Origin of the sequence: Paenibacillus amylolyticus (assembly GCF_003719335.1) — a bacterium.
GTDB lineage: Bacteria > Bacillota > Bacilli > Paenibacillales > Paenibacillaceae > Paenibacillus > Paenibacillus amylolyticus_D.
Genome location: NZ_RIAS01000006.1, coordinates 280044 through 306512 on the forward strand (window position 1 = coordinate 280044; position 26469 = coordinate 306512).

26 protein-coding genes and 1 other annotated feature are annotated in these 26469 nt (G+C 45.5%); of the genes, 12 read left to right on the forward strand and 14 right to left on the reverse strand.

The window, feature by feature from the left end:
- Positions 1-149: 149 nt before the first annotated feature.
- Together EC604_RS13845 and EC604_RS13850 are read left to right on the forward strand one after the other, a co-directional pair.
- Positions 150-1367 (forward strand): MFS transporter, encoded by a 1218-nt coding sequence (locus EC604_RS13845; RefSeq protein WP_123064716.1) that lies wholly within the window; start codon positions 150-152, stop codon positions 1365-1367.
- A 170-nt stretch (positions 1368-1537) separates the two neighbouring features.
- Entirely contained in the window at positions 1538-1885 is a 348-nt protein-coding gene (locus EC604_RS13850; protein ID WP_090919605.1) for a toprim domain-containing protein, read from the forward strand.
- 86 nt (positions 1886-1971) lie between these two features.
- Here the strand turns inward: EC604_RS13850 and EC604_RS13855 are convergent, their stop codons facing one another.
- Positions 1972-2589, reverse strand: a complete 618-nt coding sequence (locus EC604_RS13855; RefSeq protein ID WP_123064717.1) for an SCO family protein — start codon at positions 2587-2589, stop codon at positions 1972-1974.
- A 479-nt stretch (positions 2590-3068) separates the two neighbouring features.
- Here EC604_RS13855 and EC604_RS13860 point away from each other — a divergent pair, with 479 nt between their 5' ends.
- Positions 3069-4049 carry a metal-dependent hydrolase gene (locus EC604_RS13860; RefSeq protein WP_123064718.1) on the forward strand — a complete coding sequence of 327 codons (981 nt, stop codon included), beginning with the start codon at positions 3069-3071 and terminating at the stop codon, positions 4047-4049.
- A 100-nt stretch (positions 4050-4149) separates the two neighbouring features.
- On the opposite strand, the gene EC604_RS13865 is transcribed toward EC604_RS13860, so the two are convergent.
- The gene (locus tag EC604_RS13865; RefSeq protein ID WP_090919614.1) at positions 4150-4365 is read right to left on the reverse strand and encodes an alpha/beta-type small acid-soluble spore protein; all 216 of its coding nucleotides are present in this window, start codon (positions 4363-4365) and stop codon (positions 4150-4152) included.
- A 119-nt stretch (positions 4366-4484) separates the two neighbouring features.
- Between EC604_RS13865 and EC604_RS13870 the strand changes: the two genes are divergently transcribed.
- On the forward strand, positions 4485-4682 hold the full coding sequence (locus tag EC604_RS13870) for a hypothetical protein (protein ID WP_123064719.1): 198 nt from the start codon (positions 4485-4487) through the stop codon (positions 4680-4682).
- A gap of 136 nt (positions 4683-4818) precedes the next feature.
- Here the strand turns inward: EC604_RS13870 and trpS are convergent, their stop codons facing one another.
- Positions 4819-5811 carry a tryptophan--tRNA ligase gene (gene trpS / locus EC604_RS13875; protein WP_123064720.1) on the reverse strand — a complete coding sequence of 331 codons (993 nt, stop codon included), beginning with the start codon at positions 5809-5811 and terminating at the stop codon, positions 4819-4821.
- 126 nt (positions 5812-5937) lie between these two features.
- Positions 5938-6203 (reverse strand) — a binding site (T-box leader).
- Between the two features lie 248 nt (positions 6204-6451).
- Between trpS and EC604_RS13880 the strand changes: the two genes are divergently transcribed.
- Both EC604_RS13880 and EC604_RS13885 read left to right on the forward strand, forming a co-directional pair.
- Complete coding sequence (locus tag EC604_RS13880) at positions 6452-7429, forward strand: aldose 1-epimerase (RefSeq protein ID WP_123064721.1); 978 nt, start codon at positions 6452-6454, stop codon at positions 7427-7429.
- Positions 7430-7633: 204 nt separating this feature from the next.
- The gene (locus EC604_RS13885; protein WP_090919627.1) at positions 7634-7867 is read left to right on the forward strand and encodes an alpha/beta-type small acid-soluble spore protein; all 234 of its coding nucleotides are present in this window, start codon (positions 7634-7636) and stop codon (positions 7865-7867) included.
- A 124-nt stretch (positions 7868-7991) separates the two neighbouring features.
- On the opposite strand, the gene EC604_RS13890 is transcribed toward EC604_RS13885, so the two are convergent.
- Positions 7992-8402 (reverse strand): O-methyltransferase, encoded by a 411-nt coding sequence (locus tag EC604_RS13890; protein ID WP_123064722.1) that lies wholly within the window; start codon positions 8400-8402, stop codon positions 7992-7994.
- Between the two features lie 287 nt (positions 8403-8689).
- Positions 8690-10489, reverse strand: a complete 1800-nt coding sequence (locus tag EC604_RS13895) for a M3 family oligoendopeptidase (RefSeq protein WP_123064723.1) — start codon at positions 10487-10489, stop codon at positions 8690-8692.
- A gap of 114 nt (positions 10490-10603) precedes the next feature.
- Between EC604_RS13895 and EC604_RS13900 the strand changes: the two genes are divergently transcribed.
- Both EC604_RS13900 and EC604_RS13905 read left to right on the forward strand, forming a co-directional pair.
- A complete protein-coding gene (locus tag EC604_RS13900) occupies positions 10604-10774 on the forward strand; it encodes a YycC family protein (RefSeq protein ID WP_090919636.1) in 171 nt (56 codons plus the stop codon).
- Complete coding sequence (locus EC604_RS13905) at positions 10771-11001, forward strand: hypothetical protein (RefSeq protein WP_090919639.1); 231 nt, start codon at positions 10771-10773, stop codon at positions 10999-11001. The genes EC604_RS13900 and EC604_RS13905 overlap by 4 nt, the downstream gene beginning before the upstream one ends.
- Before the next feature lie 17 nt (positions 11002-11018).
- Here the strand turns inward: EC604_RS13905 and EC604_RS13910 are convergent, their stop codons facing one another.
- A complete protein-coding gene (locus tag EC604_RS13910; protein ID WP_123064775.1) occupies positions 11019-11750 on the reverse strand; it encodes a DUF2225 domain-containing protein in 732 nt (243 codons plus the stop codon).
- 42 nt (positions 11751-11792) lie between these two features.
- Complete coding sequence (locus tag EC604_RS13915; protein ID WP_090919642.1) at positions 11793-12170, reverse strand: globin; 378 nt, start codon at positions 12168-12170, stop codon at positions 11793-11795.
- A gap of 556 nt (positions 12171-12726) precedes the next feature.
- Here EC604_RS13915 and ylbJ point away from each other — a divergent pair.
- Positions 12727-13968: a sporulation integral membrane protein YlbJ gene (gene ylbJ, locus EC604_RS13920; RefSeq protein ID WP_123064724.1), complete on the forward strand. Its 1242-nt coding sequence runs from the start codon at positions 12727-12729 to the stop codon at positions 13966-13968.
- Between the two features lie 103 nt (positions 13969-14071).
- Positions 14072-14875 carry an NAD kinase gene (locus EC604_RS13925; RefSeq protein ID WP_123064725.1) on the forward strand — a complete coding sequence of 268 codons (804 nt, stop codon included), beginning with the start codon at positions 14072-14074 and terminating at the stop codon, positions 14873-14875.
- A gap of 58 nt (positions 14876-14933) precedes the next feature.
- On the opposite strand, the gene EC604_RS30520 is transcribed toward EC604_RS13925, so the two are convergent.
- Positions 14934-15356 (reverse strand): YutD family protein, encoded by a 423-nt coding sequence (locus EC604_RS30520; RefSeq protein ID WP_240036864.1) that lies wholly within the window; start codon positions 15354-15356, stop codon positions 14934-14936.
- Between the two features lie 14 nt (positions 15357-15370).
- The gene (gene lipA, locus EC604_RS13935) at positions 15371-16270 is read right to left on the reverse strand and encodes a lipoyl synthase (protein ID WP_123064726.1); all 900 of its coding nucleotides are present in this window, start codon (positions 16268-16270) and stop codon (positions 15371-15373) included.
- A gap of 200 nt (positions 16271-16470) precedes the next feature.
- Between lipA and EC604_RS13940 the strand changes: the two genes are divergently transcribed.
- On the forward strand, positions 16471-17544 hold the full coding sequence (locus tag EC604_RS13940) for a M23 family metallopeptidase (protein WP_430538779.1): 1074 nt from the start codon (positions 16471-16473) through the stop codon (positions 17542-17544).
- A 128-nt stretch (positions 17545-17672) separates the two neighbouring features.
- Here the strand turns inward: EC604_RS13940 and yunB are convergent, their stop codons facing one another.
- The 3 genes from yunB to zwf all read right to left on the reverse strand — a co-directional run bounded on the left by yunB (position 17673) and on the right by zwf (position 21600).
- Positions 17673-18629, reverse strand: coding sequence for a sporulation protein YunB (gene yunB, locus EC604_RS13945; protein WP_123064727.1), 957 nt, complete (start codon positions 18627-18629; stop codon positions 17673-17675).
- Positions 18630-18880: 251 nt separating this feature from the next.
- Positions 18881-19774, reverse strand: coding sequence for a phosphogluconate dehydrogenase (NAD(+)-dependent, decarboxylating) (gene gnd / locus EC604_RS13950; RefSeq protein ID WP_123064728.1), 894 nt, complete (start codon positions 19772-19774; stop codon positions 18881-18883).
- Positions 19775-20145: 371 nt separating this feature from the next.
- Positions 20146-21600 carry a glucose-6-phosphate dehydrogenase gene (zwf, locus tag EC604_RS13955; protein ID WP_123064729.1) on the reverse strand — a complete coding sequence of 485 codons (1455 nt, stop codon included), beginning with the start codon at positions 21598-21600 and terminating at the stop codon, positions 20146-20148.
- Positions 21601-22025: 425 nt separating this feature from the next.
- Between zwf and EC604_RS13960 the strand changes: the two genes are divergently transcribed.
- Positions 22026-22346: a winged helix-turn-helix transcriptional regulator gene (locus EC604_RS13960; protein WP_090919666.1), complete on the forward strand. Its 321-nt coding sequence runs from the start codon at positions 22026-22028 to the stop codon at positions 22344-22346.
- Positions 22347-22472: 126 nt separating this feature from the next.
- On the opposite strand, the gene EC604_RS13965 is transcribed toward EC604_RS13960, so the two are convergent.
- Positions 22473-24935: an S-layer homology domain-containing protein gene (locus tag EC604_RS13965; protein ID WP_161556927.1), complete on the reverse strand. Its 2463-nt coding sequence runs from the start codon at positions 24933-24935 to the stop codon at positions 22473-22475.
- 326 nt (positions 24936-25261) lie between these two features.
- Positions 25262-26422 (reverse strand): Gfo/Idh/MocA family protein, encoded by a 1161-nt coding sequence (locus EC604_RS13970; protein WP_123064731.1) that lies wholly within the window; start codon positions 26420-26422, stop codon positions 25262-25264.
- Positions 26423-26469: the final 47 nt, after the last annotated feature.

A 26469-nucleotide genomic window follows, 5' to 3' on the forward strand; every position in this document is an offset into this window, starting at 1 on the left:
GCTGTCAGCTAAGCCCTCTCCGGCAAAAATAAACGGTCTAAGTTCGTCCTGCGGGGCGTACAAGTAGTACCATGAGGATTCGTCCGACGAACGTGGACACGTTCAAGACCTGTGTACAAACAGGCATCGCCTAACAAGGAGGGGCTCTAGTGAAAACGGCCATCTGGCTATACCTGTTTTTGTTTCTAGCTGTGTTTGATCTGCATGCCCAGTATCCCATTCTGACGCCGTTTGCGATATCGCTCGGTGCGGCTCCAACCTTTATCGGCTGGATGATGGGCATCTATTCCCTAACCCATCTGCCTGGCAATCTGATTGCCGGGACACAGATTGATAAACATGGGAGCCGTCGATATATTGTGTTCAGTCTGGTAGGTGCGGGGTTCATCCTGCTTCTACAGGCTCATATTCATACCCCTTGGCAACTACTCGCGCTACGCTCCATCAGTGGCTTTGTATTAGCCTTTCTGTCTCCGGCATGTCTGGCCCTGCTCGCTCAACTCTCCAATGACCCGGTGAAGCAAGGAAAATACATGTCGGGTCACGGTGTCGTGCACACGCTGGCTTCTGTGGTGTCACCCGCTGCAGGTGCGATTATCGTAGGTGCCATGGGCTTCTCCGCCACCTTCTCCAGTCTCGGCTATCTGCTCATCCTGACAGGTGTCATTGCACTGCTCACCATGCCGCGAGGCCTAGTTCGCCAGCCGCAGCTATTGACGGAACCCGCAAAACCTGGCCTTGCGCCTTCCGGCTCCGCTAAAGCTACCTCTGATCCCACGCCAGCAGATGTGCCAAAAGCATTCCTGCCCGTTTCCTGGCGTTATTTCATGCTGCCCCTGGTCATTGCCTGCGCTCAAGGTATTCTATTTTTCGAATTACCGCTGCGGGGAGGCGGACACTCCTCCATGATGTCGACGGGTTTACTGTTTTCAATCATTAGCATCGGTGCGCTCTTTACGCTCAGCATGCTGTTTCTTAACCGTTATTCGCCCAAACTGCGTTTAGTTGCTGGTGTGCTGCTGATGTCCTTGAGCTTTTTTGCAATGGCAGCCATTCCTCAAATTTCGTTATCCATTGTGTTATTTGTGCTCGGGATGTCCAAAGGCATCATTTTTCCCGCGATGGCTACACTTTTTATTCACTTAAGCGGCGGCAGCAAGCTTGGGCGTATTTTCTCTCTGCAATCGATTGCCACCTCTATTGGTTCGTTTATTGGTCCGATTACAGCTGGACAGCTGAGGCTGGGCGTATCCCCTTATTTCATTGCTTTTATTTTGCTGATGATTGGCATCTTGCTGCTCCCCTATTATACGTCCAGACATACTGCCCCGCTCTCATCTTCCGATGCGAATAGCATCCTGGGGTGAAGCATCTAAGCTTGTCCTGACCAACTTATTCGTTAGAGCCTTCTCAAGTACAATTTAAACTTTGCATCATTCCCCCATTTCCAGATACACTATAAGTACATTCAGTCGATTTTCGCTGTAACATTTCCCGGGGAATGTCGACATCAGCTCTCGAATCAGGGGTGAATACGATGCCTATTCATGTCATTGTGGAAGGTAAGAATGATCGCAGTAAACTCAAACGTTTAGTGGGGCCAGAGATCAATATTTTGTGCACATTCGGAACGCTGAACTCCCTTAAACTAGAGACACTTCGCAAACAAGTGGGATATGATGAAGTTTATTTATTCATGGACAATGACAGCTCAGGCAAAAAAATAAGAGGTGTACTGCGCGACGCCTTTCCCGATGCGGTACAAATGTACACCAGGCGTGGGTACGCAGGGGTTGAAGGCACACCTGATGAATACATCATCTCGCAATTAGAGAAGGCCGGACTGGAGGAATATATCCAGTATCCTGACGAACCTTCCTATTAAAAAGAACAACGACAAAAAGGCTGTTCCTGGTTAAAGCAACCAGAGACAGCCTTTTCTAAAGACTTAGTGCCTAACATTTTACATTGTTATTCTTTAATCAGCCTGCGAATGTCCTCGGCAATGACTTCCGGCTGTACATCTTCGGTATTAAAAGCGTTATACACCTTGCGCAGCTGGTTATTCTCATCCACCAGACCAATCATGTTCATATGGGCAAAATCATCCTTATTCTCGCCTTCGATCAGAATCTGAAACGATTCTTTGGCTAACTGCTTGGTTTTATCCATATCCCCACGCAGGAAATACCAGCCAGAATAATCCGCGTGGAAACGGTCGGCGAACGTTTTGATCTTCTCTCTTGTATCCACTTTTGGGTCGAAGGAAATCGATACAAAGGATGCCTTATCTCCGAAAGTTCCATCTTCTTTCAACAAGTCCTGCACCTGAGACAGTGTAAATGTCGTAATCGGGCAAACATCAGGGCAACTGGTGAAATAAAAGTAGAACAATCGCACTTTGCCCTGCGTATCCGCCAGCGATACGTTACGACCATCCACATTTTCCATGGAAAACGATTGGATCTCCCGAATCTCGGGTAATTTCTCTTGGCTGGCAAATGCCGTGTTCCACATTAAATACACCGCCATAATCAGTGCAATACCGAGCAAAATCCATGTCCATTTGTATTTCTTAATGACCTGCATCCTTTTCCCTTCCCCCCAACAATATACTAGTGAATACGCATACATATTTAATCCATAAAACCCTCTGTTAAGCTTCCTTAGCTTTCTGATACAAAATGATTTCGTTTAGCGCGCTAAGTTAAATCTACGTTATCATTTCGGCCAAGGGATACATATGTATAATACAGTGCCTTCATTGCGGGACTGCGGGACATATCTTGTCTTATAACAAGGTCGTTGTTTACAAAATATGTCTCATCGCGACATGTTTATTGAAGCAGCCACGCGACTTCCGATATAAATTTTATCACAATAACCAAGGGAATAGTTTGACAATGTTCGTACATTTGTTGGGAAATGAACAGATTGTTCCCAGCGCTCAGCAGGTTTTGCATCCATACAGGTGGATAATATACACTATATATGGGCATCACCTAGATAGAGAAGGTTAATAATCTGATAACGATACACTGACGATACACCTTATAAAGGAGAGATTTATGGATACCTCTACACATTTTGTCATGGGCATTGGTCTGGCGGGTCTCGCTTATGTTGATCCTGTCGTTGCAACCGACCCCATGCTGGCAGCTGCCGTCATGGTGGGCACGATCGCTGGCTCCCAGGCCCCTGACATTGATACTGCACTGCGTTTTAAAAGCAACTCGCTCTATATTCGAAATCATCGGGGACTGTCCCACTCGCTGCCGCTTCTGTTGTTATGGGTGTTGCTGCTTACGGGTGTGATCGGATTGATTTTTTCAGGAGTTTCACTTGGTCATGTTGCCCTTTGGACTGCCGTAGCTGTAGGCGTACATGTCTTCACAGACTTGTTCAATACGTATGGAACACAAGCTGCCCGTCCTTTTACAGAACGCTGGATTGCGTGGAACATCATTCATATCTTTGACCCGTTCCTATTTACTACGCATGTGATTGCGATTCTATTATGGGCTTTCGATCTTATTGCACCTGCTCCGCTCTTTACTACGCTGTATATCCTGATTGGAATATATTATATATGGCGTACAATCGCGAGGGCGCTGGTCGTTCGAAAAGTGAGACGTATGGATAACAGCCCGGAACCAGCCAAATACATTGTGATTCCAACGATTTCTTGGAGCCGCTGGCATGTTGTCAAAACGAATAAGGATGGAAGTTATGAGCTTGGTAAGATTGATGGTTCTGAGCTGACCTGGAGCCTGCATGCCACCTCGTCCACTCATGCAGCCGTTGCAGCTTCACGCAAGGCACCGGAGGTTAGTGCATTCCTCTATTTCACCTCTTATGCTGTAGCCGAGGTAGAGGAACTTCCTGTCGGATACAAAGTTCGCTGGGCTGATGTTCGGTATCGACACCGGAAACAATATCCGTTTGTCGCTGTAGTTATCATGGATCGCAACTTCAAAACGATCGATACCTACGTAGGCTGGCTAAGCGATGAGAAAATGGATAAAAAACTTTTATCTGCTCGCCCTTGACGCGGACCTTGGTTGCAGGGCACAATCGTTATAGGAACGATTGCGCGGGAAAAGCCCGGAGCGTTATCCGCTCCGGGCTTTCACTGCTTTGGTATATAAATTATTTGCCAGACAGAGACTGCTCAGCGATTTGTACCAGACGTTTGGTGATATATCCACCCAAAGATCCAGTCTCACGGGAAGTGTAGTTACCATAGTATCCGTCTTGCGGGATAGTTACACCCAGTTCTTGTGCAGCCTCCATTTTCAATTGTTGCAGAGCTGCTGTCGCTTGAGGCACCACCAAGTTGTTAGAAGAGCGAGATCCTTGAGCCATATTTAAAATCTCCTTTCAATCTGTGTCTGTAATGTATTGCAAGCTTGCAAGATTATTATGGCTCGCACGCTTCAGGTTATACGAAAATTCAATAAATTTGTACATGGAGGTTTTTCCCAATGAGCAAAGGCTTATCCTTATGGTTTGCATTTTCTTCGATTGTTTTGTTAACGGTTACAGCGATTACGATTTCATACAACGGCTGGCTTGCAGCCTTGCTATTTGTTCTATCTATGGCTAATATCGTTTGGGGATTTGTCATTCGGGCGAAAAAAGAACGTCAGGAAGCCCGCTCGGCTTCCGAATCTGCTTCATAGCCTGTTGCTATATATGAAGTTAATAAGTCAAAAAAAGGAGGCGGATGAATTCATCCGCCTCCTCTTCTATATTCACATGATTAACCGTTAATGGCTTTATCCAAATAAATTGACTTAGCTGAACTCGTATTCCTAATTACAGCTTACGTCTAGGAACGAAACCCATCCGCGCTTTCACCGCGTCCAGCGTCTTCGCAGCATCCTCCTCAGCACGACGTGCCGAAGTCTCTAATACATCTGCAAGCTCACCAGACTCACGAATTTCGTTGTATCTTGCTTGTAGCGGTTCAATCACAGAGACAACTACTTCGGCGAGTTCCTTTTTGAATGGGCCGTACATTTTGCCCTCGTAACGCTCAGCCACCTCATTCAGTGTCATACCCGCACATTCCGCATAAATGCTCATCAAATTGCTAACCTCTGGCTTATTCGCCGGATCATAGACAACTTCACGACCAGAATCCGTCGTTGCACGGCTAATTTTTTTACGAATGACATCCGGCGGGTCTAACAGCGCGATATAACTGCCGGCATTGGGATTGCTTTTGCTCATTTTTGAGGAAGCATCATCCAGTGACATGACACGCGCACCGACTTGTGGAATATAAGGCTCAGGAATCGTGAAATATTCTCCATAGCGATGGTTAAAGCGCCCTGCCAAATCACGAGTCAACTCCAAATGTTGTTTCTGATCTTCACCAACAGGCACGAGATCTGCATTATACAGCAAAATATCTGCAGCCATCAGAGATGGATAAACGAACAATCCGGCGCCGACAGAATCTTTGCCGGAAGATTTGTCTTTAAACTGAGTCATACGCTCCAGCTCACCCATCGAGGTTAGCGTAGTCATCAACCAGCCGAGTTCAGCATGCTGTGGTACGTGAGATTGCAGAAATACGTTTGATTTGCTCGGATCAATTCCGGCCGCGATGAACAAAGCGGCTACAGCCTCGGACTGCTCACGCAGCGCTGCTGGCTCTTGTGGTACTGTGATAGCGTGAAGGTCTACAACCATAAAATGACATTTGTAGTCATGTTGTAATTTCACAAAATTTTTAATCGCACCAATGTAATTACCCAGTGTAAGCTTACCGCTGGGCTGAATGCCTGATAATACGGTTTTCATATCCCAATACGCCTCCCTAATTCACATAATCTAGAATTTTAAACTTTGCTCTTCTTTCTTCTTAACTTCTGACACCTGAACACGAAGCATATTCGCTCTCTGCGAACGCAAAAAAGCCCCACATCCGCAAGGGACGTGAGACCGTGGTGCCACCCTTATTCGCTCTCCACTCCGCTGCCCTCATATGCAGGGATATAGCAGGAAGAAAAGCCTTCATTGTTCCGTAACGTGGAATAACCGGCATAACCTACTGAGATCTCCCTGCATAAGCTCGATCTGTTCAGCTATACACTCAAGGGTCCATTCAAAAAAGAGTTCACACCAGTTCACATCAACCACTGGCTTTCTGAAGAGATTACTCCTTGCCTACTTGTCCCCGTCATCGCTTTGATATCATTCAATTCATAAAAACCTTTTAGACTTCCATCTTAATGCGCATAAGCCTGAATGTCAAAATGGAATGAGTTTTTTTTCGCGAAGCTTGAAAATCTGTTATGATGGTATTGCTTATCCTGTTATGGCTGTGAAGCGGATTGCAGGATGTCTCAACAAGTTGGCATGATCACAATGACACGCCTGCAGCAGTTCAGCAAGCAAAACTGCATGCAGACAGATTTCAAGTGGGAAAAGGAGCATCGATATGAAACAAGTGACCAAAGGTCAATGGAATGGTTACGACACGTATATCCTACATAGCCGTGAATTGGAAATCACCCTGCTGCCTCGTCTGGGAAATAACATCATCTCGATTCGCGATTTGGTGCAGAACCGGGATATCGTTCGTCGCCCGGACGAAAACGATCTGGCTTTCTATTTGCAGAAGCCCTATCATTTTGGAGTCCCGTTGCTCATACCGCCAGGACGTATCCATCAGGGACAATTCGAGTATGAAGGTGTACGTTATCAGTTCGATCAGAATACGGCGAATGGCAACCATATTCACGGTCTCCATCGCAGCCAGTCCTGGTGTGTCAGTGATATTGAAGAAGATGAAGATGGCTGTGCAATCACTACCGAATTATTAACCGAAAATGAAAAGCATTGGATGGAACAATTCCCTATTCCTCTGAAACTTGAAATGACATTCAGTTTAAAAAATGCTGTACTGACCCAGCGACTGCGTGTCACCAATTTAAGTTCAACACCTGCTCCCTTCGGAATGGGATATCATACATGGTTTTTGCTCGACGGTAAGCCTGCTGACTGGACATTGCAGCTGCCTGTCTCCGGATTGTATGCTCAAAATGATGAGCAGTTACCAACAGGCGAACTACAAACATTGCATAATGAATGGTCCTCTATCGGTGAAGGAATTAGCATGCAGGGACGAGACTGGGATACGTTGCTTCGCGCTGCGGAAGGTCAACCTGCAGTGGCTCATTTGCGGAGAAAAGATGGCTATACACTGAAATATTCAGTGGATGAAGCTTTTTTCAAACACTGGGTGTTGTATACCAAAGGAGAATCCGATCAATTCTTGTGTATCGAACCTTATACCTGGTTGCCGGATGCGCCGAATCTGAAATTGACTGCTGACGTAACCGGACTGATTCGTCTCGAACCAGAGCAACCTGTAGAGTTGTTCACCCATATCGAGGTTGTTCCCCCGATCGACTAAACAAGACTTCTTTTTAGGATAGTTGAATGACCTCAACTTTTGCTATTCTCGCATGGAGACAAAAAAAGCCGATCCGCACTGGATCGGCTTTTTGAGTTGACATGCCTTCGTTTGATTATCCATATATTCCCTTACGCCATATCATGTATATTTCCTCATTCTCGATCCATACTAACATCACTAACCCACAAGGAGGTGAGACATATGTACGGAAGCCAAAACCAAGGTGGCGGAAGCCGCTCCAACAATCTGGTTGTGCCTCAAGCAAACGCAGCATTGCAACAACTGAAAATGGAAGCTGCGCAAGAGCTGGGTGTAACAATTCCTCAAGATGGTTACTACGGTAACTATACTTCCCGTGAGACTGGATCTCTGGGTGGATATATCACTAAACGTCTGGTACAAATCGCTGAGCAGCAATTATCGGGTCGTTCGTAAGCTCGTAATTATTGCTTGAGTGTTGCTGAAAATGATGGCGGCCTTCTTCGGAAGTGCCGCTTTATTTCTATTTGTACTAAACATGTGTATAAACTAAACGATATCATTCTCTGGTTTTTCTCAATCATGAGCCAGATCCCATACCCGAATCCAGATATGTATTCGTTCTAGGATAGCGAATCATCAGGTTCGCCATGTTGTAATTGGATTCCATCGTCGCATCGATCATAATCATGCCTTGTCTGACGGTAAAGTCATAGCTTATTTCGCCGTGTGTCCAATTACGCTTAAATTTCAGAGTCTCCAATGCCATGGCGCGGAAGGAAGTACGTTGCGCATGATTAAGTCCCTCAACCTCCATTTCCATTCGTCCATCTTTACCCGTTATCGGATTATGTCGAATTCCAAATTTCCCAATAACGTTATTTCGTATTTGCACAAAAACCACTCCTGAATTTAATCCTGACAGCTCCTGATCAAGCTCTTTGAATACCAAATCTAACTGTCTTGCTAATGAAAGTTGCTCCGTTTTCACGTTAACACTCCTCCTAATATGCTTTTAGTCCTATACAGCAAGGACTTACGACTCATTATATGACATCATATGTCCTTACTCAACAAATATAAACATTTTTGGGTAATTATCCCTATATTTTGCGCAATTAATTGCCACCACTCCTCCTTAAACCGAGTTTTTTCATTTATTTACGACAAAAAATACAATCCACTTAAAAGAAGCATCACAAAATAAAAGAAGCCATAATAGATGTCTTTCAGACAATTCATTATGGCTTCTCTTTTTATGGAAATAAGTTGGCAACACTATTTTACATCTGAGGTCATCTCTAAAAATTGCTCAATATCGGCAATAACTAAATCCGCAGCATTTTGCCAGAAGTCCGGCTGCGTCAGATCTGTATTCAGATGTTTCTGAGCTAATTCCTCCACAGTCATTCGTCCAGTATCACGCAGCAAATCATCATATTTCCCCGCAAAAGCGGTACCTTCTTGCTGCGCACGATCATAGATTCCCGCACTAAACATGTATCCGAAGGTATACGGGAAATTATAGAAAGGTACACCTGTCAGATAGAAATGCAGCTTCGATGCCCAGAAATGAGGATGATTTGACGCAAGAACGCCGCAGTAAGCCTCTTCTTGAGCCTCTACCATTAATCTGCTCAACTCGTCGGCACTTACCAGGCCCTTCTTACGTTGCTCATAGAAACGATTCTCAAACAGGAAACGGGCATGAATGTTCATAAAAAACGCAACACTACGCTGTATTTTATCTTCAAGCAACGCGAGCTTCTCCTGCTCATCACTTGCGGTATGCACTAATGCATCGGCAACGATCATCTCTGCGAATGTAGAAGCCGTCTCAGCTACATTCATCGCGTAACGCTGATTCAATGCAGGTAGTTCTTCCATGATATGCTGGTGGTATCCATGACCAAGTTCGTGCGCGAGTGTGGATACATTCGACGCCGTTCCAGAGAAGGTCATAAAGATCCGAGTCGCTTTACTCAGCGGCAATGAGGTGCAGAAGCCCCCTGGGCGTTTGCCTGGGCGATCCTCAGCTTCAATCCATCGTTTCTCAAAAGCCATCTCTGCAAAGCTCGACAGTTTAGGACTGAACTTGGCAAATTGCTCCACGATTGTCTGAGCTGCCCCGTCATACGTTACTTTTCCAACAGACTTGCCCACCGGTGCTTCTACATCACTCCAGCTTAGCTTATCAACACCCAGCAATTGGGCTTTTCGCTCCAAATACTGTACAAGTACCGGCTTTGCTCCGTTGATGACCTCCCACATCGTATCCAGCGTTTGGCGTGACATCCGGTTGATGGAGAGAGGTTCCTTCAAGATATCATGCCAGCCACGCTTCTCATACAATTTCAGACGGAAACCCGCGAGATGGTTCAACGTGTCTGCGCAGTAATCCTCCACATCTGTCCAGGCCTGCTCCCATGACGCAAATACCTGCTCACGTACTTCACGATCACTGTCACTAAGCTTGTTAGCAGCCTGTCCTGCGGACAGCATAACCGTCTCCCCATCCTGTTCAAACGGGATATTTACTTTACTTACAATTGTATTGTAGAATTTGCCCCAACCATGATAACCATCCACAGCGAGATCCAGAGCAAGCCCCTCCAGCTCCGGTGACAATTTTTCTTTCGCTTGTCTACGACTTTCATTTAACACGAAGGACAATGGTTGGATTTCCGGAAGTTCAAGCCACTCCGTCCATACATCCTCTGGCATCTGGCTAAGCGTATTGTCGAATTTGGATTTACTGCTGTTCAGCATCGCTGCAATGGAACTTACAGTCCCTTGAAGCTGAGCCGCTTTCTTATCTTGCTGATTTTGAGCGGACAGACAGGATACGAACGCAGACCCTTCAGAGATTCGAACATAACAACGCTGCAACAGTTCAAGAATAGGGTCAAAGACCTCAGTATCTTTCAATGTTGCTGGAGCCGCCGTTTGATTCAATGTTTCTTGCAGCTTTCGCACATCCGTTTCCAGTTCATTCAGATATGCGGCGAATGCTTCGGAAGAAGAACCTCCACTAAAGATGGACTCCAGATCCCATACAGGATGTAATGGCATTTTCATCTAATAAGGCACCTCTTTCTATAGATTCGGGTGAATTGAATTAAAAACTGGTTTTATACGCAACGTATCTCTATACTAGAGAAATAATGAGCAACTTTTTCAGGAGGTAAGTGTATGAAACCTTTACAAGTATCGGCTGAGACAGCCGTCAAATTAGCAGCATCTCTGGGCGTGCCTCTGGAACATTTAATGCATATGCCCCAACATATTCTCATGCAGAAGATTGCAGAACTGGCCAAGGAAGAGGCAGCTAAACCTTCAGATCAGGAAGACAAGTCCGAATGATTCCTTTCGAGAACAGTTGGCCATACGATGTCATTATGGGGGATATCTATGTACAGCAATGCCCTTTTTGCGGTGCAAACAATGTGCTGCTTCCCCTCAAACCCAAGGAACTCATCCGTATCCGTGAAGGAAAAAAGAAATTGCTTGTCTTTCCCTGCTGCAATAGCAGCATGACCGTCATTGACACCGATAACGATTACCTGTTGTCCAGTCGTCCAGTTCGATAAATACGCCTGCAATAAACTTAGAGAGGGCTGCGCTTCGCAGCCTCTTTGTCTGCTTCCAGCATCTCTTGAGGCAGCTCCATTTTTCCTGATATCATCTGTTCGCGTAGCAACGCCCATTGTTCTCTGGACGCACGAATCATCGCCGCATCTGTAATGCGCTTGTCATGAATGACTCTGCCGAACCATTGAACCGCTTCATGAAACTTTCCTACTCTGCGATTCAGTTCTCCAAGCAGATACAGCAACTTGGCCTCATTACCGCCTGTTCCTTCCCGTTCAAACACCTTGATATAAGCCTCCAGGCTGAATTCGAGAAAACGATGTTCCTGTGTTTGATCTTCCATATACCGATACAACCAGGCAATATGATGCAACAGGCCAGCAACGACACGATCCTTTTCCTGAATCACCTGAGCACACAGCAGACCCAATTTGTACGTAGCAAGTGCCTGTTCCAAATTTCTTGCTCCACTATAATCTCGCTTAACCCAGCGATTCCCGATCTGCTCAATGAACGCCTTGCGCTGCATCTCATTGAGATTAGCTGAAGAATTTTCGGTAGAGGCGAATCCACACGAAGGACAGATTCGGACAACATAAAAATCTGGATTTTCCTGTTTGTAATAAGCACAAAAATCAGAATCTGTTCGGTAAGGCCGTTTCAAGCTCGGTCTTACTCGTGACGTTTCAAATTCATTCTCGCAGTAATGACATGTCACCTTCACCTTATACAGCGGCTCTAATTCCACTTGTTCCATCCCTCTCCCGTAAGGCTTGTCGTATATTTGGAACTATGGCGTATTCACAAAATGGTGAGCGGGCCCGGATAAACGCTGCAAAATAAACGAATGCAACGGTTCTTCCACGCCAATTTGTGTCAACGCTTGATTCATACATGCAAGCCATGCCTCTGCTCGCTCGACCGTCACCTCAAAGTGCATATGACGAGCACGCATCATGGGATGTCCGTAAGCCTCAGAGAACAATGCAGGACCACCAAAAAATTGAGATAGGAACATGTATTGTTTGTCCATTACCGGCGTAATATCTTCCGGGAAGAGAGGTGCTAGTTGTTCATTTTGCAATACGATTGGATAAAAAGCCTCCACCAGTGCCCGAACACCTTGTTCACCACCAAGATTGTCATAAATACTCAAACTGGAATTCATACTTCTTCCCTCCTTTAATATGTCGAATTTTGTAATATAACACATTCTACATGAACATGATGAACAACAGATCAACAAGCTGGCCCTAAAGGCCAGCATCTTTATTCTATCAAAAAAAACCAAAAAGTCCTATATCACATGAAAGATCAGATTTGACTAGAGCCTTACGTACCAAGGAGTTTCGGAACAAAATGACAAAAAAAGCGCCAACCTTAAAGGCTGGCGCATCACATATTACGTTAATAACTTCGCCAATCTTCCTCTTCAGTACGCACCAGCGAGGCACGTATCACATACACAAATGCACAGACCAGGACTCCGGCGACAAGACTCATGATCATCACTCCATCCTTATTGATTCCACCTTTATGGCAATTAGGTGACGTTCAGGCGTTTTTACCATTTTAGCATACATCATTCAAAAACACAGCCATTTTTGCAAGCGCTTTCCCAAGATTATTTTGTACTGTTTGTCCGATCTTTTTCATATATTTATGGCAAAAGCTCCATCATGGACTGCGATTCCTGCATCTTAACCCTTAAAGGAGAGAAATTCATGAATGTTCCAAAGCGCATCATGCAACTCCTGGTTATCCTTGCTCTCCTTTTCTTTTGTGTTCTGATGGCTTTGTATCCATCCGAAACCTGGCATGCCAGTGTGAGGGGACTATCGATCTGGTGGGATGTGCTATTCCCTTCCCTGTTTCCATTTCTGGTATTATCCGAGTTGCTTCTCGGTTTTGGTATTGTGCATTTTCTAGGTACATTGCTTAATCCACTTATGCGCCCAATATTCCGCGTTCCTGGAAGCGGTGGGTTTGTTTTTGCCGTAAGCTGTGCTTCAGGTTACCCTACAGGGGCTAAACTGACAGCACAATTATGGGAACAGAAATTGGTCACACGAGAGGAAGGCGAGCGCCTGGTTGCTTTCACTACCTCATCTGACCCGATCTTTATGATCGGAGCAGTATCTGTAGGATTTTTCCATAATACCTCTATCGCGCCAATTCTCGTGGCATCCCATTACTTGGCAGCTATTCTTGTAGGGGTGCTCATGCGTTTTCACGGTCGTCCCACTGCAGCTCTACCGTCCGAGTCCCCTCCCGCTCACGGATTGCATCGCAACCGTTTCTTGAATGCCATCTATGCGATGCACGAAGCGAGACAAGCCGATGGACGGACCTTAGGGGAATTGCTTCGGCACGCCATCTCCTCTTCCCTCCGGCTTATTATTATCGTAGGCGGGCTCGTTGTATTCTTCTCCGTCATTATGGAATTATTGGTACAGACCGGCTGGCTAGGCATACTATACACCCTAACGGAGCAAGGACTTCAACTTGCCGGTTTACTCCCATCCCTGTCCCACAGTCTCGTCGGCGGATTATTTGAGGTGACGCTTGGAGCCAAAGAAGCCGGAACGGCATCCACTTCCATTCCTCTCGTTTTCAAAGTTGCTACGGCTGCGTTTGTACTTTCCTGGGGCGGATTATCTGTGCATGCGCAAATTATGAGCGTGTTAAGCAATACACCAATGCGATACGGGCCTTTTCTACTGGCTCGAACAATTCATGCGGCAGTGGCACCGCTCCTTGTCATTTTGTTATGGCCGCTGATCATGAGCAAATCAGCCTCGCCTGCATTTTCGGAAAATACGTTGGTCCCTTCGATCTCTACACACACACCCGGATGGAATGTCATTGGAATAACCGGAATTAAGGTGTTCGTTGGTATGCTCGCTATCCTCTTATGTCTTGCCTGGATTCGTTCTTACCTGATGCCCAAACGGAGCGAAAAATAGGGCTTTGTCCAGATCGTATACCCAGAAGTTTGAATCGGACGTTGTGTTCTGGCGCGGAATTGATTATCATCGGTAGTATAATGACCACAAAGGAGCTTTCATCTTGAGATACTATGTTCAAGACCGCGGAGACCAGTTATCGATTGATCTCAGTCAGCAGTTTCATGCGCTGGCGAAGGAAGAAGGATTCAAGCTGGATGCAGAATCGCCGGAGATTGTCATCTCCATCGGAGGCGATGGAACGATGCTTCAAGCTTTTCACAATTTCATCGACCGCATTCCGGATATTGCTTTTGTTGGGGTTCATACGGGCCATCTCGGTTTCTATGCCGATTGGAAGAAGGAAGAATTAAGGGAATTGATTCGACTTATGAGTGGTAAAGGTGATCCTGATCTCCTTAAACCGCGTATTGTGAAGTATCCATTGCTCGAACTGGAGATTCGTAAAAAGTCAGGCAATGCCTCGTACATCGCTCTGAATGAATTTACGTTAAAAGGGGTAGACGGTACCGTTGTGGCACAAGTGGACATCAATGACGTTACATTTGAGATGTTCCGGGGGGATGGGATCTGTGTTTCCACTCCTTCAGGTAGTACGGCGTACAACAAAGCACTCGGCGGAGCCATGGTGCATCCAACGATCGAAGCCATTCAGATTGCTGAGATTGCTTCCATTAATAACCGTGTCTACCGGACGCTCGGTTCACCTGTCATTTTGCCCAAGCATCACCATTGTGACATTTTCTCACGCAAAGATCAGCGTCTGTTGCTAACCATTGATCACGTCAATGTCATGGTTGAGGATCTGATCTCCGTTCGCTGCCAGGTCTCTGAGCAGAAGGTCAGCTTTGCGCGTTTTCGCCCATATCCGTTCTGGAACCGGGTTCGCACTGCCTTTCTTGATTAGGCCAACATGTCGGCTGACTAACAAAAATGATGTATGCGCACCAAAAAAGCGGTCCTTCTCAGGAACCGCTTTTTGCTTTGGCTTGTGGCTGCTCTTTGCACTTCTGAAGTACGAAGTAGGCACAGCCAAAATTACAATACTCGTTGATGTAATCCACAAGATAAGAGATGGTTGAATCCTTCGTTGCTTTGGGATGATTGTCTCGATAAAAGCCTTTAAGTCTAAGCTGGCTATATCCCCAGTCACCAATAATATAGTCGTAACGCTCCAGCACTTCGCTGTACCGGTCACGGAACACTTCGGGGTTCCAACCCTGTTTGTGGTTCTGTACAATTTCATAATTTTTGCCGCCGACTTGAACAATGACTGGTGCCTTAGGCTTTTCCTGCTCCTGTACAGACTGCTGTTCCGTTTCCGGCAGCTGTTGCTCGGTCTGTTGCTCGTTCTCCAGCTGTTCTTCCGTGTTTTTGTTCTGTTCCAATCCGGATTCCTCCATCACGCGTGTGTTGCCGCCTGTTCCGTATGCTGATTCGCTGATTTTACCTGTTCATGGGCATGATAAGAACTGCGTACCATTGGACCGGATTCGACGTGACTGAATCCACGCTTCAATCCTTCTTGTTTCAATGCCGCAAATTCTTCAGGCGGATAATACTTCTCAACAAACAGATGTTTCTCGGATGGCTGTAAATACTGACCGATCGTCATAATGTCACAGTTCACCGCACGAAGATCATCCATCGTTGCCAAAATTTCGTTATATTCTTCACCTACACCGAGCATAATACTCGATTTCGTTGGGATGTTAGGTTGCATCTCTTTGGCACGAGCGAGCAATTCCAGTGAACGTTTATACTTGGCTTTGGCACGCACTTTGTCTGACAACCGTTCAACGGTTTCGATGTTATGGTTCAAAATATCCGGCTTAGCATCCATAACGATCTGCAGTGAATCCCGATCCCCCATAAAATCCGGAATAAGCACTTCCACACTGCATAGTGGCAGACGCTTGCGTACGGCTTTCACCGTTTCGGCAAAAATGGTCGCTCCTCCGTCCTTCAAATCATCCCGGGCCACACTTGTAATGACACAATGTTGCAGATTCATTTGCTCAGCTGCTTCAGCCACACGTTCCGGTTCCTGTAAATCGAGTTCGGTAGGCAAACCGGTATTGACCGCGCAAAATCGGCATGCTCTTGTACAAATATCGCCCAAAATCATAAAAGTCGCTGTTCGATTCGCCCAGCATTCATAAATATTCGGACACCGTGCTTCCTCACATACGGTATGCAATGTTTTGGAACGCATCATGTTTTTAATTTCCTGATAGTTATCTCCGGTTGTCAATTTGATCCGAATCCAGTCCGGTTTCGGTTCTTTAACACGTTTAGCCAATGCATAAACCTTCTTTCTACTGAAGTTAGGCTGTTGCTCGGAACATATTATACCATGAAAGGCTTGGAAAAACCCCCATTTGTCACATCTTGTGCTTACACAACGAAATGGATAAAAACAGAACGTTTGAAGAACGCTAAGATATAGCTTGATTTATCGGGCATAAGCGCATCATCTTAACGGAAAGGGGCTGCTTCCCTGTGCAACATCAGTGGATACTCCGTAATACGCACAGCTTTTGCATCAAAACGTTACTCGCAGGCGCGATGCTTCTCCCATTCCTGCCTGCTGATGTTTACGGAGAGTCTGTCCAGAAAACAACGAACCAAACCCAAGCTTCAGAGCCCAAAGCAGCCGACATTTTCGCTGCACGTCGGCATCTGTATGAAAGCATTGGTCAGATGACCCAAGTTCCATGGTACAGGCTGGCCGCCATTGATCAGTATGAACGAACGATTACACGAGCACATCCCAAGGATCGCAAACATCCTGAACGTTTGACTGGTATTTTCTTGACCTCTCCGGCTTGGAGAGGGTGGTTGAATCCGGATGAGACAGACCAGCATCCCCAATCGATTCTTTTTTTCAACGGAAAAGGCAGAGATGGTTCAGGAGACGGGATTGCGGACCCGAACAATGATTTGGATGTACTCTACAGCATGGCGTCAATCATCCAGCAATACGGAAACAAATCGGAGGACTTTGGCATTGGACTATGGGAGTACTATCACAATTCGAGAGCCGTGCAACGAATTCAGCAATTTGCGAAATTATATGAGCATTTTGACAACCTCGATCTATTCGGACATGCCTTTCCTGTTCCTTTGGGTACCAATTATTCCTATCGCAGCACATGGGGAACCAAACGCAGCTGGGGTGGATATCGCATTCATGAAGGTACCGATATTTTTGCTCCACATGGTCTGCCTGTTCGCAGTACATGTTACGGCATTGTGGAGATTAAAGGCTGGAATCCATTCGGCGGATGGCGGATTGGTATTCGGGATTTGAACAATCATTATCATTATTACGCTCACTTGTCCGGCTTTGATAAAGGGGTTCGGATCGGTGATGTGGTTACTCCTGGTCAGGTTGTAGGCTGGGTTGGCAGCTCTGGCTACGGCAAGCCGGGAACTCAAGGTAAATTCCCTCCGCATCTTCATTACGGCATTTACCGGGACAGTGGTCTGCATGAATGGTCTTTCGATCCCTATCCGTTACTTAGACACTGGGAACAGGAAGAACGAAGCCAGAGAAACAAGAAGAGTAAATAAAAGGCGGGCAGCATACATCTTGTTGAATATGTGCTCAGAAAGGGGAACCTCTGCGATTCACGCGAGGTTCCCCTTTCTCTGTCTATGGTTGAGCTTGAGGAGATATTGCAAGCAAGAAATTCAGCGGCTCAATGCCCATTTTGTCCGGACTGGAAACTCCCGTTCAGATCAGGCGGGTCCAGTTCAAGTTCAAGCCCGTTTGACTGTGTATTGCTTCCCGGCGCTTGCTGCGGACTTGGAATCTGTGGCTGATTACCTGGTGTCTCACCACTATTGCGCGCGCCATTTCCATTCCCATTATCATTACCATTGTTTGTACCACTCCCACTCCCCGTGTGACCATTACCGCCGCTAGATACACCTGTCTGCCCAGAAGGCAACGCGATTGCGGGAGCATTACTGCCATTGCTTCCGACAGGCCTACCCTGATTATCGTAATAATACATCGGTACATCACCAACAACGAGTAAATATGAGATAGGGATTTCGGTATCTACGGTCTCAGGTTCCATGTCAAAAGGCACTACAACGGCAACCTCAGCAATGATGTGGATATATACCTCGACCAGAATCATGTTAATACCTGCATTCTGCTGACGGGTGTTCAGGTCAACCTTTACAGCCCCCTGAGGTTCAATACGAACGGGGATGCTTGGGCCAAATGAAGCCATAACCGGGCTGCCCAGCACCTGCCCCAGGGGAATTTTTTCTTTTAACATATGCACGTTCTGAAGGGTAGACTGCACGACATTCATCGTACTTGCCGTGATGCGCATATGCTCGTTATAGTTCAGCATGAAACCTGAAACTTTGCCCGCCGTGTCAGTTTTCCAATCAATCAAACCTTCCGTTGTCTTGCCTTCAGCAACCTGAGCCGTAATTGCTTTATTAATCGCTTCAGTTGCAATCTGCTTCACCCTGATCTTGGCCAAGTGCATAATAGGCGGCTTCATCTTTTTGTCCACGTATGCAAAGCCTTGCATCAAACAAAATATAGCTACGAGCAAAGCAATTAACCATACTTTCCGCTTGCCGCTTGGCGGCTTAGACCGCCGTCTACGGCTTCGCCATCTCTTTCGCATCATCGGAGCGTCCCTCCCCTGCGGGATGAGCCATAGGCTTATATGTTATCCATATGCAATGTTGTCCTGAAAAAGAAGGACAGCACTCTGTAATGCACGACGGAGTAGTCTGATCGGTACATCCGCAGGTTGTACAAATCAGGCTGCTCCGGGCACAAAAAAACCTTCCGCCCGTGGCAGATATGCCATCTGCACAGGCGAAAGGTTTTACTTTTCACAAATGAGGAATCTTTAGGTTTGGTCTAATGAACAGATTAATTTTTTTCAACCGCATGTCCGCCGAATTCGTTACGCAGGGCTGCAACGACTTTACCAGTGAACGTATCGGTTTCCAGGGAACGATAACGCATCAGCAAGGACAGGGCGATAACCGGTGTAGCCGTTTGAAGGTCAAATGCTGTTTCAACAGTCCAGCGGCCTTCGCCGGAGGAGTGCATAACCCCTTTGATTTCATCCAGGTTAGCATCCTTGGAGAACGCACGCTCTGTCAACTCCATCAGCCAAGAACGGATTACGGAACCGTTGTTCCATACACGCGCAACTTGTTCAAAGTCGAAGTCAAATCCGCTTTTCTCCAATACGTCGAAGCCTTCACCAATGGAAGCCATCATGCCGTACTCGATTCCGTTATGCACCATTTTGAGGAAGTGACCGCTGCCTGCTTTACCCGCGTACAGATAACCGTTTTCTACGGAAGTGTCTTTGAAAGCCGGCTCAACGATCGCCCAAGCTTCCGGATCTCCACCGATCATGTAACATGCACCGTTACGCGCACCTTCCATACCGCCTGAAGTTCCTGCATCCATGTAGTGAATGCCTTGTGGTTTCAGCTGTTCGTAACGACGAATGGACTCTTTGTAGTGAGAGTTCCCTGCTTCGATGATAATGTCACCTTTGGACAGCAACGGGCTTACTTCAGCCAGTACAGCATCCACTACATTGTGAGGAACCATGATCCACAGCACGCGTGGAGATTCCAAGGATTCAACCATTTCTTTGTATGAGGAAACGCCTTGAGCGCCGTATTCTTTCATTTCTTTAACCGCTTCTGCATTCAGGTCAAAGGCAACCACTTCGTGTTTGTGATCAATCAGGTTTCTACCCAGGTTCAAGCCCATTTTTCCGAGTCCGATAAGTCCAAGTTTCATGATAAAATCCTCCTATTTATGCAAATGTTTAGTATTCAAATTGTTCAATGAAAGTAGTTCCTGGCCATGCAGCAAATTCCCGTTACGGTTACGAATCGTTCCTTCGAGCGCTGTTATCCCCAGATTTTTTTGATCTCCTTTGATAAGGAGAAAATCCGGTGATAAAGGCGCACGCTTCGCTTCTTCGGAATCGATTTCGTCCCCTCCACTCTCTTTGCTGTCAAACGAAACACTTTAAAAGGAACAATCATCTATATATAAAATGTTTGCGGCCTTCTGGCTGGATAAGCTAGAAGGGCTTATGCAAAATTGGAACGGTATAATTTAAAGCAATGAAATATTTTGAAAATAGTTGAGGAATGTTTCCTCTCTTACCACCAACGGAATCCATTCTCCGCAGTCAAGCGATCGGCTGATTCAGGTCCATTCGAACCTGCATTGTACGTATCCAGTGGAATGGTACCTGCCTCAAAGGCTTCCTGGATCGGTTGTACCCACTGCCATGCCAGTTCAACTTCGTTCCAGTGTGCAAAGAATGTGGAGTCTCCACGCATCGCGTCAAAGATCAAGTTCTCGTACGCTTCAGGAACGTTACGTTCTCCTGAGTTAAAGGTCATGTGCATCGGTTCTACCTCACCATGGTTCAGTGGGTTCTTCGCATTTAATTGAAGAGAGATACTTTCGCCAGGACCAATCTCCAGCGTCAACAGGTTTGGAGCCATCGTGTTTTCAGACTCATGCCCTGTTTTGAGCGGCGCCTTGAATTCAACGACGATTCGTGTCGATTTCTCAGCCATGCGTTTACCTGTACGGATATAAAATGGAACCTCGTCCCAGAACGGGTCATCCAGCCACAGTCTTGCAGCCACATAGGTTTCATTCTGTGAGTTAGCAGGGATACCAGGCTCGTCCAGATAACCAACGACTGCGGAGCCTTGAAGCTCGCCTGCACCATATTGGGCGCGAACCACTTCTGATGCTACATTCTCTTTGTTTAATGGGCGCAGCGACTCAGCAATTTTTTTCTTTTTATACTGAATTTCTTGCGGTGTACAGCGTTTTGGCAGATGCAGCGCAATCATCATCAGCAGTTGAAGCATATGGTTCTGGAACATATCGCGAAGCGCACCACTTTGATCATAATACGCAGCGCGTTCCTCAACACCTACGGTTTCACTGGCTGTGATTTGCACATTCGCAATGTAACGGTTAGACCAAAGTGCCTGAATCACCGGGTTGGCATACGTCAATGTTTCGATGTTTTGTACCATTGGTTTTCCTAGGAAGTGGTCGATCCGATAAATTTCTTCTTCCGCAAACGTATTGCTCAACTTCTCATTCAGCTCACGAGCAGATTGCAAATCATGTCCAAATGGCTTTTCGATAATCAGTTTCTTCCAGCCCTTCGTGTTGCCCAGACCGCTTTCTTGAATATTCAGTGCGATTGGCTCGAAAAATTCAGGTGCAACCGACATATAGAACATGCGGTTTTCAGGGATATTCAATTCTTGTTCACGTTCTTGTACCAGTTCAAGCAACCGGGTGTAATCTTCAAGCTTCGTATTGTTCAGCGAACAGTAACGGAAAGCTCCGATGAAATCACGTACCCGTGATGCCTCCTCCGGCTTTTGACGGGAGAATTCCTGCAGTGACTTTTCCACATTCGCCTGGAAGTCTGCATCTGACAGTTCACGACGGCCCAAACCGATGACGGAGAATGCCTTCGGCATTTTCTGATCTACGTACAGATTGTATAATGCAGGGTAAATTTTACGTTTGGCTAAATCGCCTGTTGCCCCGAACAGGACAAATGTCATTGCATCCATTGGAGTGCCTCCTATGATCTGTGCAGTATAGTATATGATGTTGCAAAATGGTCAAATCCAAGCATGACAAAAGACGGAATAAGTGGGCACATCGCCCGCCTTGCCTCCGTTTATTAACGCTGCCTCAATCCAACCATGGGAACATTCCTTCTCTCCACAACCTTAATCATCTTTGATCAGGTTATAAATTGTAACCTTTAGAATTAACGTTACCCATATTACACCTGTCGTCACAATTCGTCAACATTCGTGTCGAACCTGTGAACTCCAGTGTTTACAGGGGTTTTGTTGAATGTTAACGCTTTATGTGGTAAGTTTAATAGCAATTGGATTGTGACATTTTATACATATCCCCTGTGGACAAGAAGGTTACAATAAGTATACTAAGTATATTACAAGGGATACTAAACCAAAGGAGTACAGTTATGAACGATGATGAGAATGCCAAACAAATGTGCTCAAAAGTGGAACAATCTTATCAGATCATTGGCCGAAAATGGGTAGCATTAATTATCCATGCGTTAATGGAAGAACCCAAACGCTTCAGTGAAATTCATGCTTATATTCCCGATTTGAGCAAACGTGTATTGAATGAGCGTATGAAGGAATTGGAAGAAGAGGGACTGGTCGTACGGCATGTCGTTACTGAACGTCCCGTTCGGACTGAATATATGTTGTCCCGCAAAGGAAGCGAACTCGGGCGCGCGTTAAGCGCTGTCGAGCGATGGGCGGAGAAGTGGCTGTAACCGTTATGGTCCTGTTTTACAGGACCATACAGGACAATGGTTCATTAATCATATTCTGCCGCAGTTCAACAAATGAGAGACAAAAAAACGAAGGGAATTCATCCCTCCGTTTTTTGAAAATTATGTTTATTTCAGGGTTACGTAAATCGTGTATCCATTAGCCATATAGAATCGATATTTTCCTGGCTGTAAATCTTTGGTGTCGAATTCAAAAACCTTTCCTTCGATATCTTGCGGGATTTCTAACTTCATTCCATGACCATCCCTGACTTCTTTTTCAAAATTGGCTATAGTACCATAGGTATCCTCGTAAACAAAGTAAACCGTGCCCCCACCATAGTCTAAAGTAAATTTAATCACAGTGCCAACAGGCTCCTGTATTCTCCATTCAGTTGGATGATCTACAAATACGGGACGAGTATATGAAATAAATTTCGATGTGGTATAAACTTCATTTTTATAAACACTATCCGTTGTAGAAACCGCGCCTTCTAACACCTTAAAGTAGGTGCTTTTTCCCAGAACTGCCTTCTTGGGATTGATCTCAATTTTGTTGTATTTGATTGAGATTTCATCCTCTGGATCAAGAGGAACAAAATTGGGTGTTTGGGACCCTGTAGAAACGAGAATATAATCTCTTAATTTTCCTAGTTCAGACTCCATAATCATCCGATTAAAACTAATGGAATAAGATTCCCGAATGGAAACCCAGCTTCCACTCATACTTGTTGACTTCTGAACCAAAGGTTTATCTGGACCATCCATGACATTATAATAATTAACTTGAGAACTATTATTCATTGCATCCAATACAAAAATTCTTAATCCGCCATAGTGATTAATTAGCTCAGCTGTTGGAACTTCTGTTCTTTCATTTGCCACAATGGGGAATTTAATAGCTGCTCCAGCTTTTACTGCTTCATCGAGTAGAATAAGATTTTTGCCATCAATATTCTGAGTAGTAGCATAAACATTACCGCTCCGAGGACTGTACACATATACTGACTCCGTTGCTGTAATCGCTTGTTCTTCTGTACCTAGTATAAAAAAGGAGCCTCCCTCATAACTGCCATATTGACCGCTTGGTGAAGGGGTAGAACCTCCATTTCCCGGATTCGGGCTTCCCGGGGTTGGACTTCCAGAATTTGAGTTGCCCGTTCCACCAGTTGAACCTGAAGATGATCCAGTGCTTCCATAGGGTACATTTGAAGTTGGAATCGAAGTGACGGGCTTGCTCGTACCGTCAATTTGTACGGTTGTACCTGAAGGTACCGAAGAACCTAAAATCACTTTGTTTGGTGCCTTTTCCATAGTTACACCCACAGCATTAACTGTAGCCTGTTCCACGGTGCCTGTCCCAAACATCTTGACTGCTGCATTAAGGATAGCTGTTATTACTTTTGCTTCCTTACTAATCTGAACTTCGGTTCCCTCGGCCGAATCAGCAAAATTTAGTTCCGTAACCGTTCCAGAAGGAACTTGAATATTTATACTCTTAGCTTCAACATCTACGGTATCAAAATTCCCTTTAAGATATACTCTGGACTTTTCGGGAAGTGCTTCGGATAGCTTGAGCTTATCGATTTTTGCAGTTCCATTAGATTCAATGTTTGCAGAAGTTTGAATTGTCATCTCATGTACTTCCGTTTTTCCCGAAGCAACCAAACGAACTGTGCCATCTTTTTTGTTGACAATAACCGTCAGCAAAACGGAATCTTCCAGATGTACACTATTCTCTCCACCGCCATATACGTAAGTTTTTCCTTGAACTGTTACGTTTTTGAGGAATACATCTCCTTGACCAACAGATTTGCTGATAATCAGATCACCTGTAATAGTCATATTCTGAAGAGTTACGCCCGAAGCGCCGATGACTACGTTTCCTTGAATCTCTTCTTTCTTGTCCTTAGAACCATACTGGCCTTCTTGTCCGTACCAGCTTCCATATGTACTAAAAGCCCTGTCTAGAATCTGTACTGCTTCAGCTCTGGTGACTGCACTATTCGGTTTGAAACTACCATTGCTATAGCCTACGACGATCTGCTTCTCAGCAGCAGCACTTACAGCCTCTTTACTCCAACTTTTAATATCTATCTGATCTGTAAAACTGGTCTCTCCACTACCCTGCAAGTTTAAAATTCGTGATACTACAGTTGCTGCCTCCTGCCTTGTTAGTGTAGCATTTGGGTGGAAAGAACCGTCTTTGTATCCTTGAATATATCCTGCTTGAACGCCTTTAGCGACATCTTGAGCATACCAATCAGATTGAGATACATCGGTAAAAGTTGAATGACCAACTTGTTCATACTGGAAAACACGATTAATCATAGCCGCCCACTCGGCACGTGTAATTTCTTCCTTAGGTAAGAAAAGATCTTGTTTATTTCCTTGTACAATACCTCTACCAGCCCATTTTTCAACGACTTCCTGTGCCCAATTCCCGTTTAAGTCTTTAAACGTTTTTACGGCAACAGTTGCTTTCCCGTCACGATCATACACTGCATCGGTTACAGTTTCAGCCTGAACTGCTGTGCCCATACTCCCAAATAACAAAACTCCTGATAAAAATAAACTTCCCCACTTCTTCACGATACTCTGTCTCCTCCTCTGTTTTGATTCCAAAGACCTATTACTTTGGTTCCAATCCCGTAAAATAGTATCATATAAATTAAAAACTAACAATATTTTCATGCAATAGGATTCTTTTTTTCACACTCCACATTTTTCTGCATCTTGGTCTGCCCTGTTGTTGTTTGGTATCCAGCTCATTATTACCAAAACTACATGATGAGGATCACGATCGTATTTGAATAAAAAAAAATGCTTTATCCGTAGATAAAGCGGCTTCTTTCTCATTTTATATTTTTCTGTTTCCTGCATAATGAGGTACTACTTAAACGTTATCTTATCTTTGTTCACTCTGCATCCAATCTGCGTCCAAGCGTAATGCCCCTATCCTCAAAATTTTCAACAGACGACTTCTTTTCATAAAAGTGAACAACATGCCGCATCATACTCTCTCTGGAATAAAATGTATCGTCCGATGGTATAGGAAAAACCACCTTCTCCCCAGTACTTGCAGACTTATATATCCCAACAATTAGCTCCAGCGTATCACGTCCGCTCTCTCCATCAACAACTAACGATGTCCCCTTCTCTATAGCATCCAGCACATTCTCTACCTGTCCGGCGTGACCTGAATGAATAACTTCCGGCAATGCATCATACTGCTGCTGAAGCTGCCGTTCGAGATCCGGATTAGGTTCGGGGAATCCATTACTTTGCGAAGTGGATGCGACTACTTTCCAGGGAACCGACACGCGGGCTTCTTTTCCTTGAAAAATTAACTGCTGCTCCTCTCCGTGATGTACCACGGAACTTGTAATCATACCCACTGCTCCCTGGCTGAAGCGTAGCATCGCCATGGATATGTCCTCCACCTCGGCATTATCATGTGCCGTATTGGCCATCATAGCCTGCACCTCGATGGGCGCCCCCATCATCCAGAGCATGGCATCTATATGATGTACCGCATGATTAAGCGTACAGCCGCCTCCTTCTTTTTCCCAAGTCCCACGCCACCACAGATCATAATAGCTATATCCTCGCCACCAGTAGGAGTCCACTTGAACATGGAGAATGGGCCCCATTTGACGGCTGTCTATTACACTTTTAAGCTTCATCATGGGAGTGGTAAACCGATTCTGGGCAACAACCGACAGCAGTTTGCCGCTATCCTGCGCTGCTTTCAGCATCTGATCCGCTTCCTCCAATGAAGAAGCCATCGGTTTTTCAACCAATACATGCTTGCCAGCCTTCATGAAATCACACGCGATGGAAGCATGGGTATACGGAGGTGTACAGATCGATACATGATCAATATCGTTTTGTAGCAGTTCATGATAATCCCTTACAGCAACAGCATCATGTAGTCCGTACTCAAGGATTCGCTTTTGCGCTTTTTCCACATACACATCGACCACAGCTACAATCCGGCATCGCTCCCGGAACTTCATATACGCAGAGATATGCGCACTACTAATCGCACCAGCACCAATAATAGCTACTTTAATCATCACTCTATCCCTCCCTTAGTTCTTTCACAATACCTCGGAATAAAGCG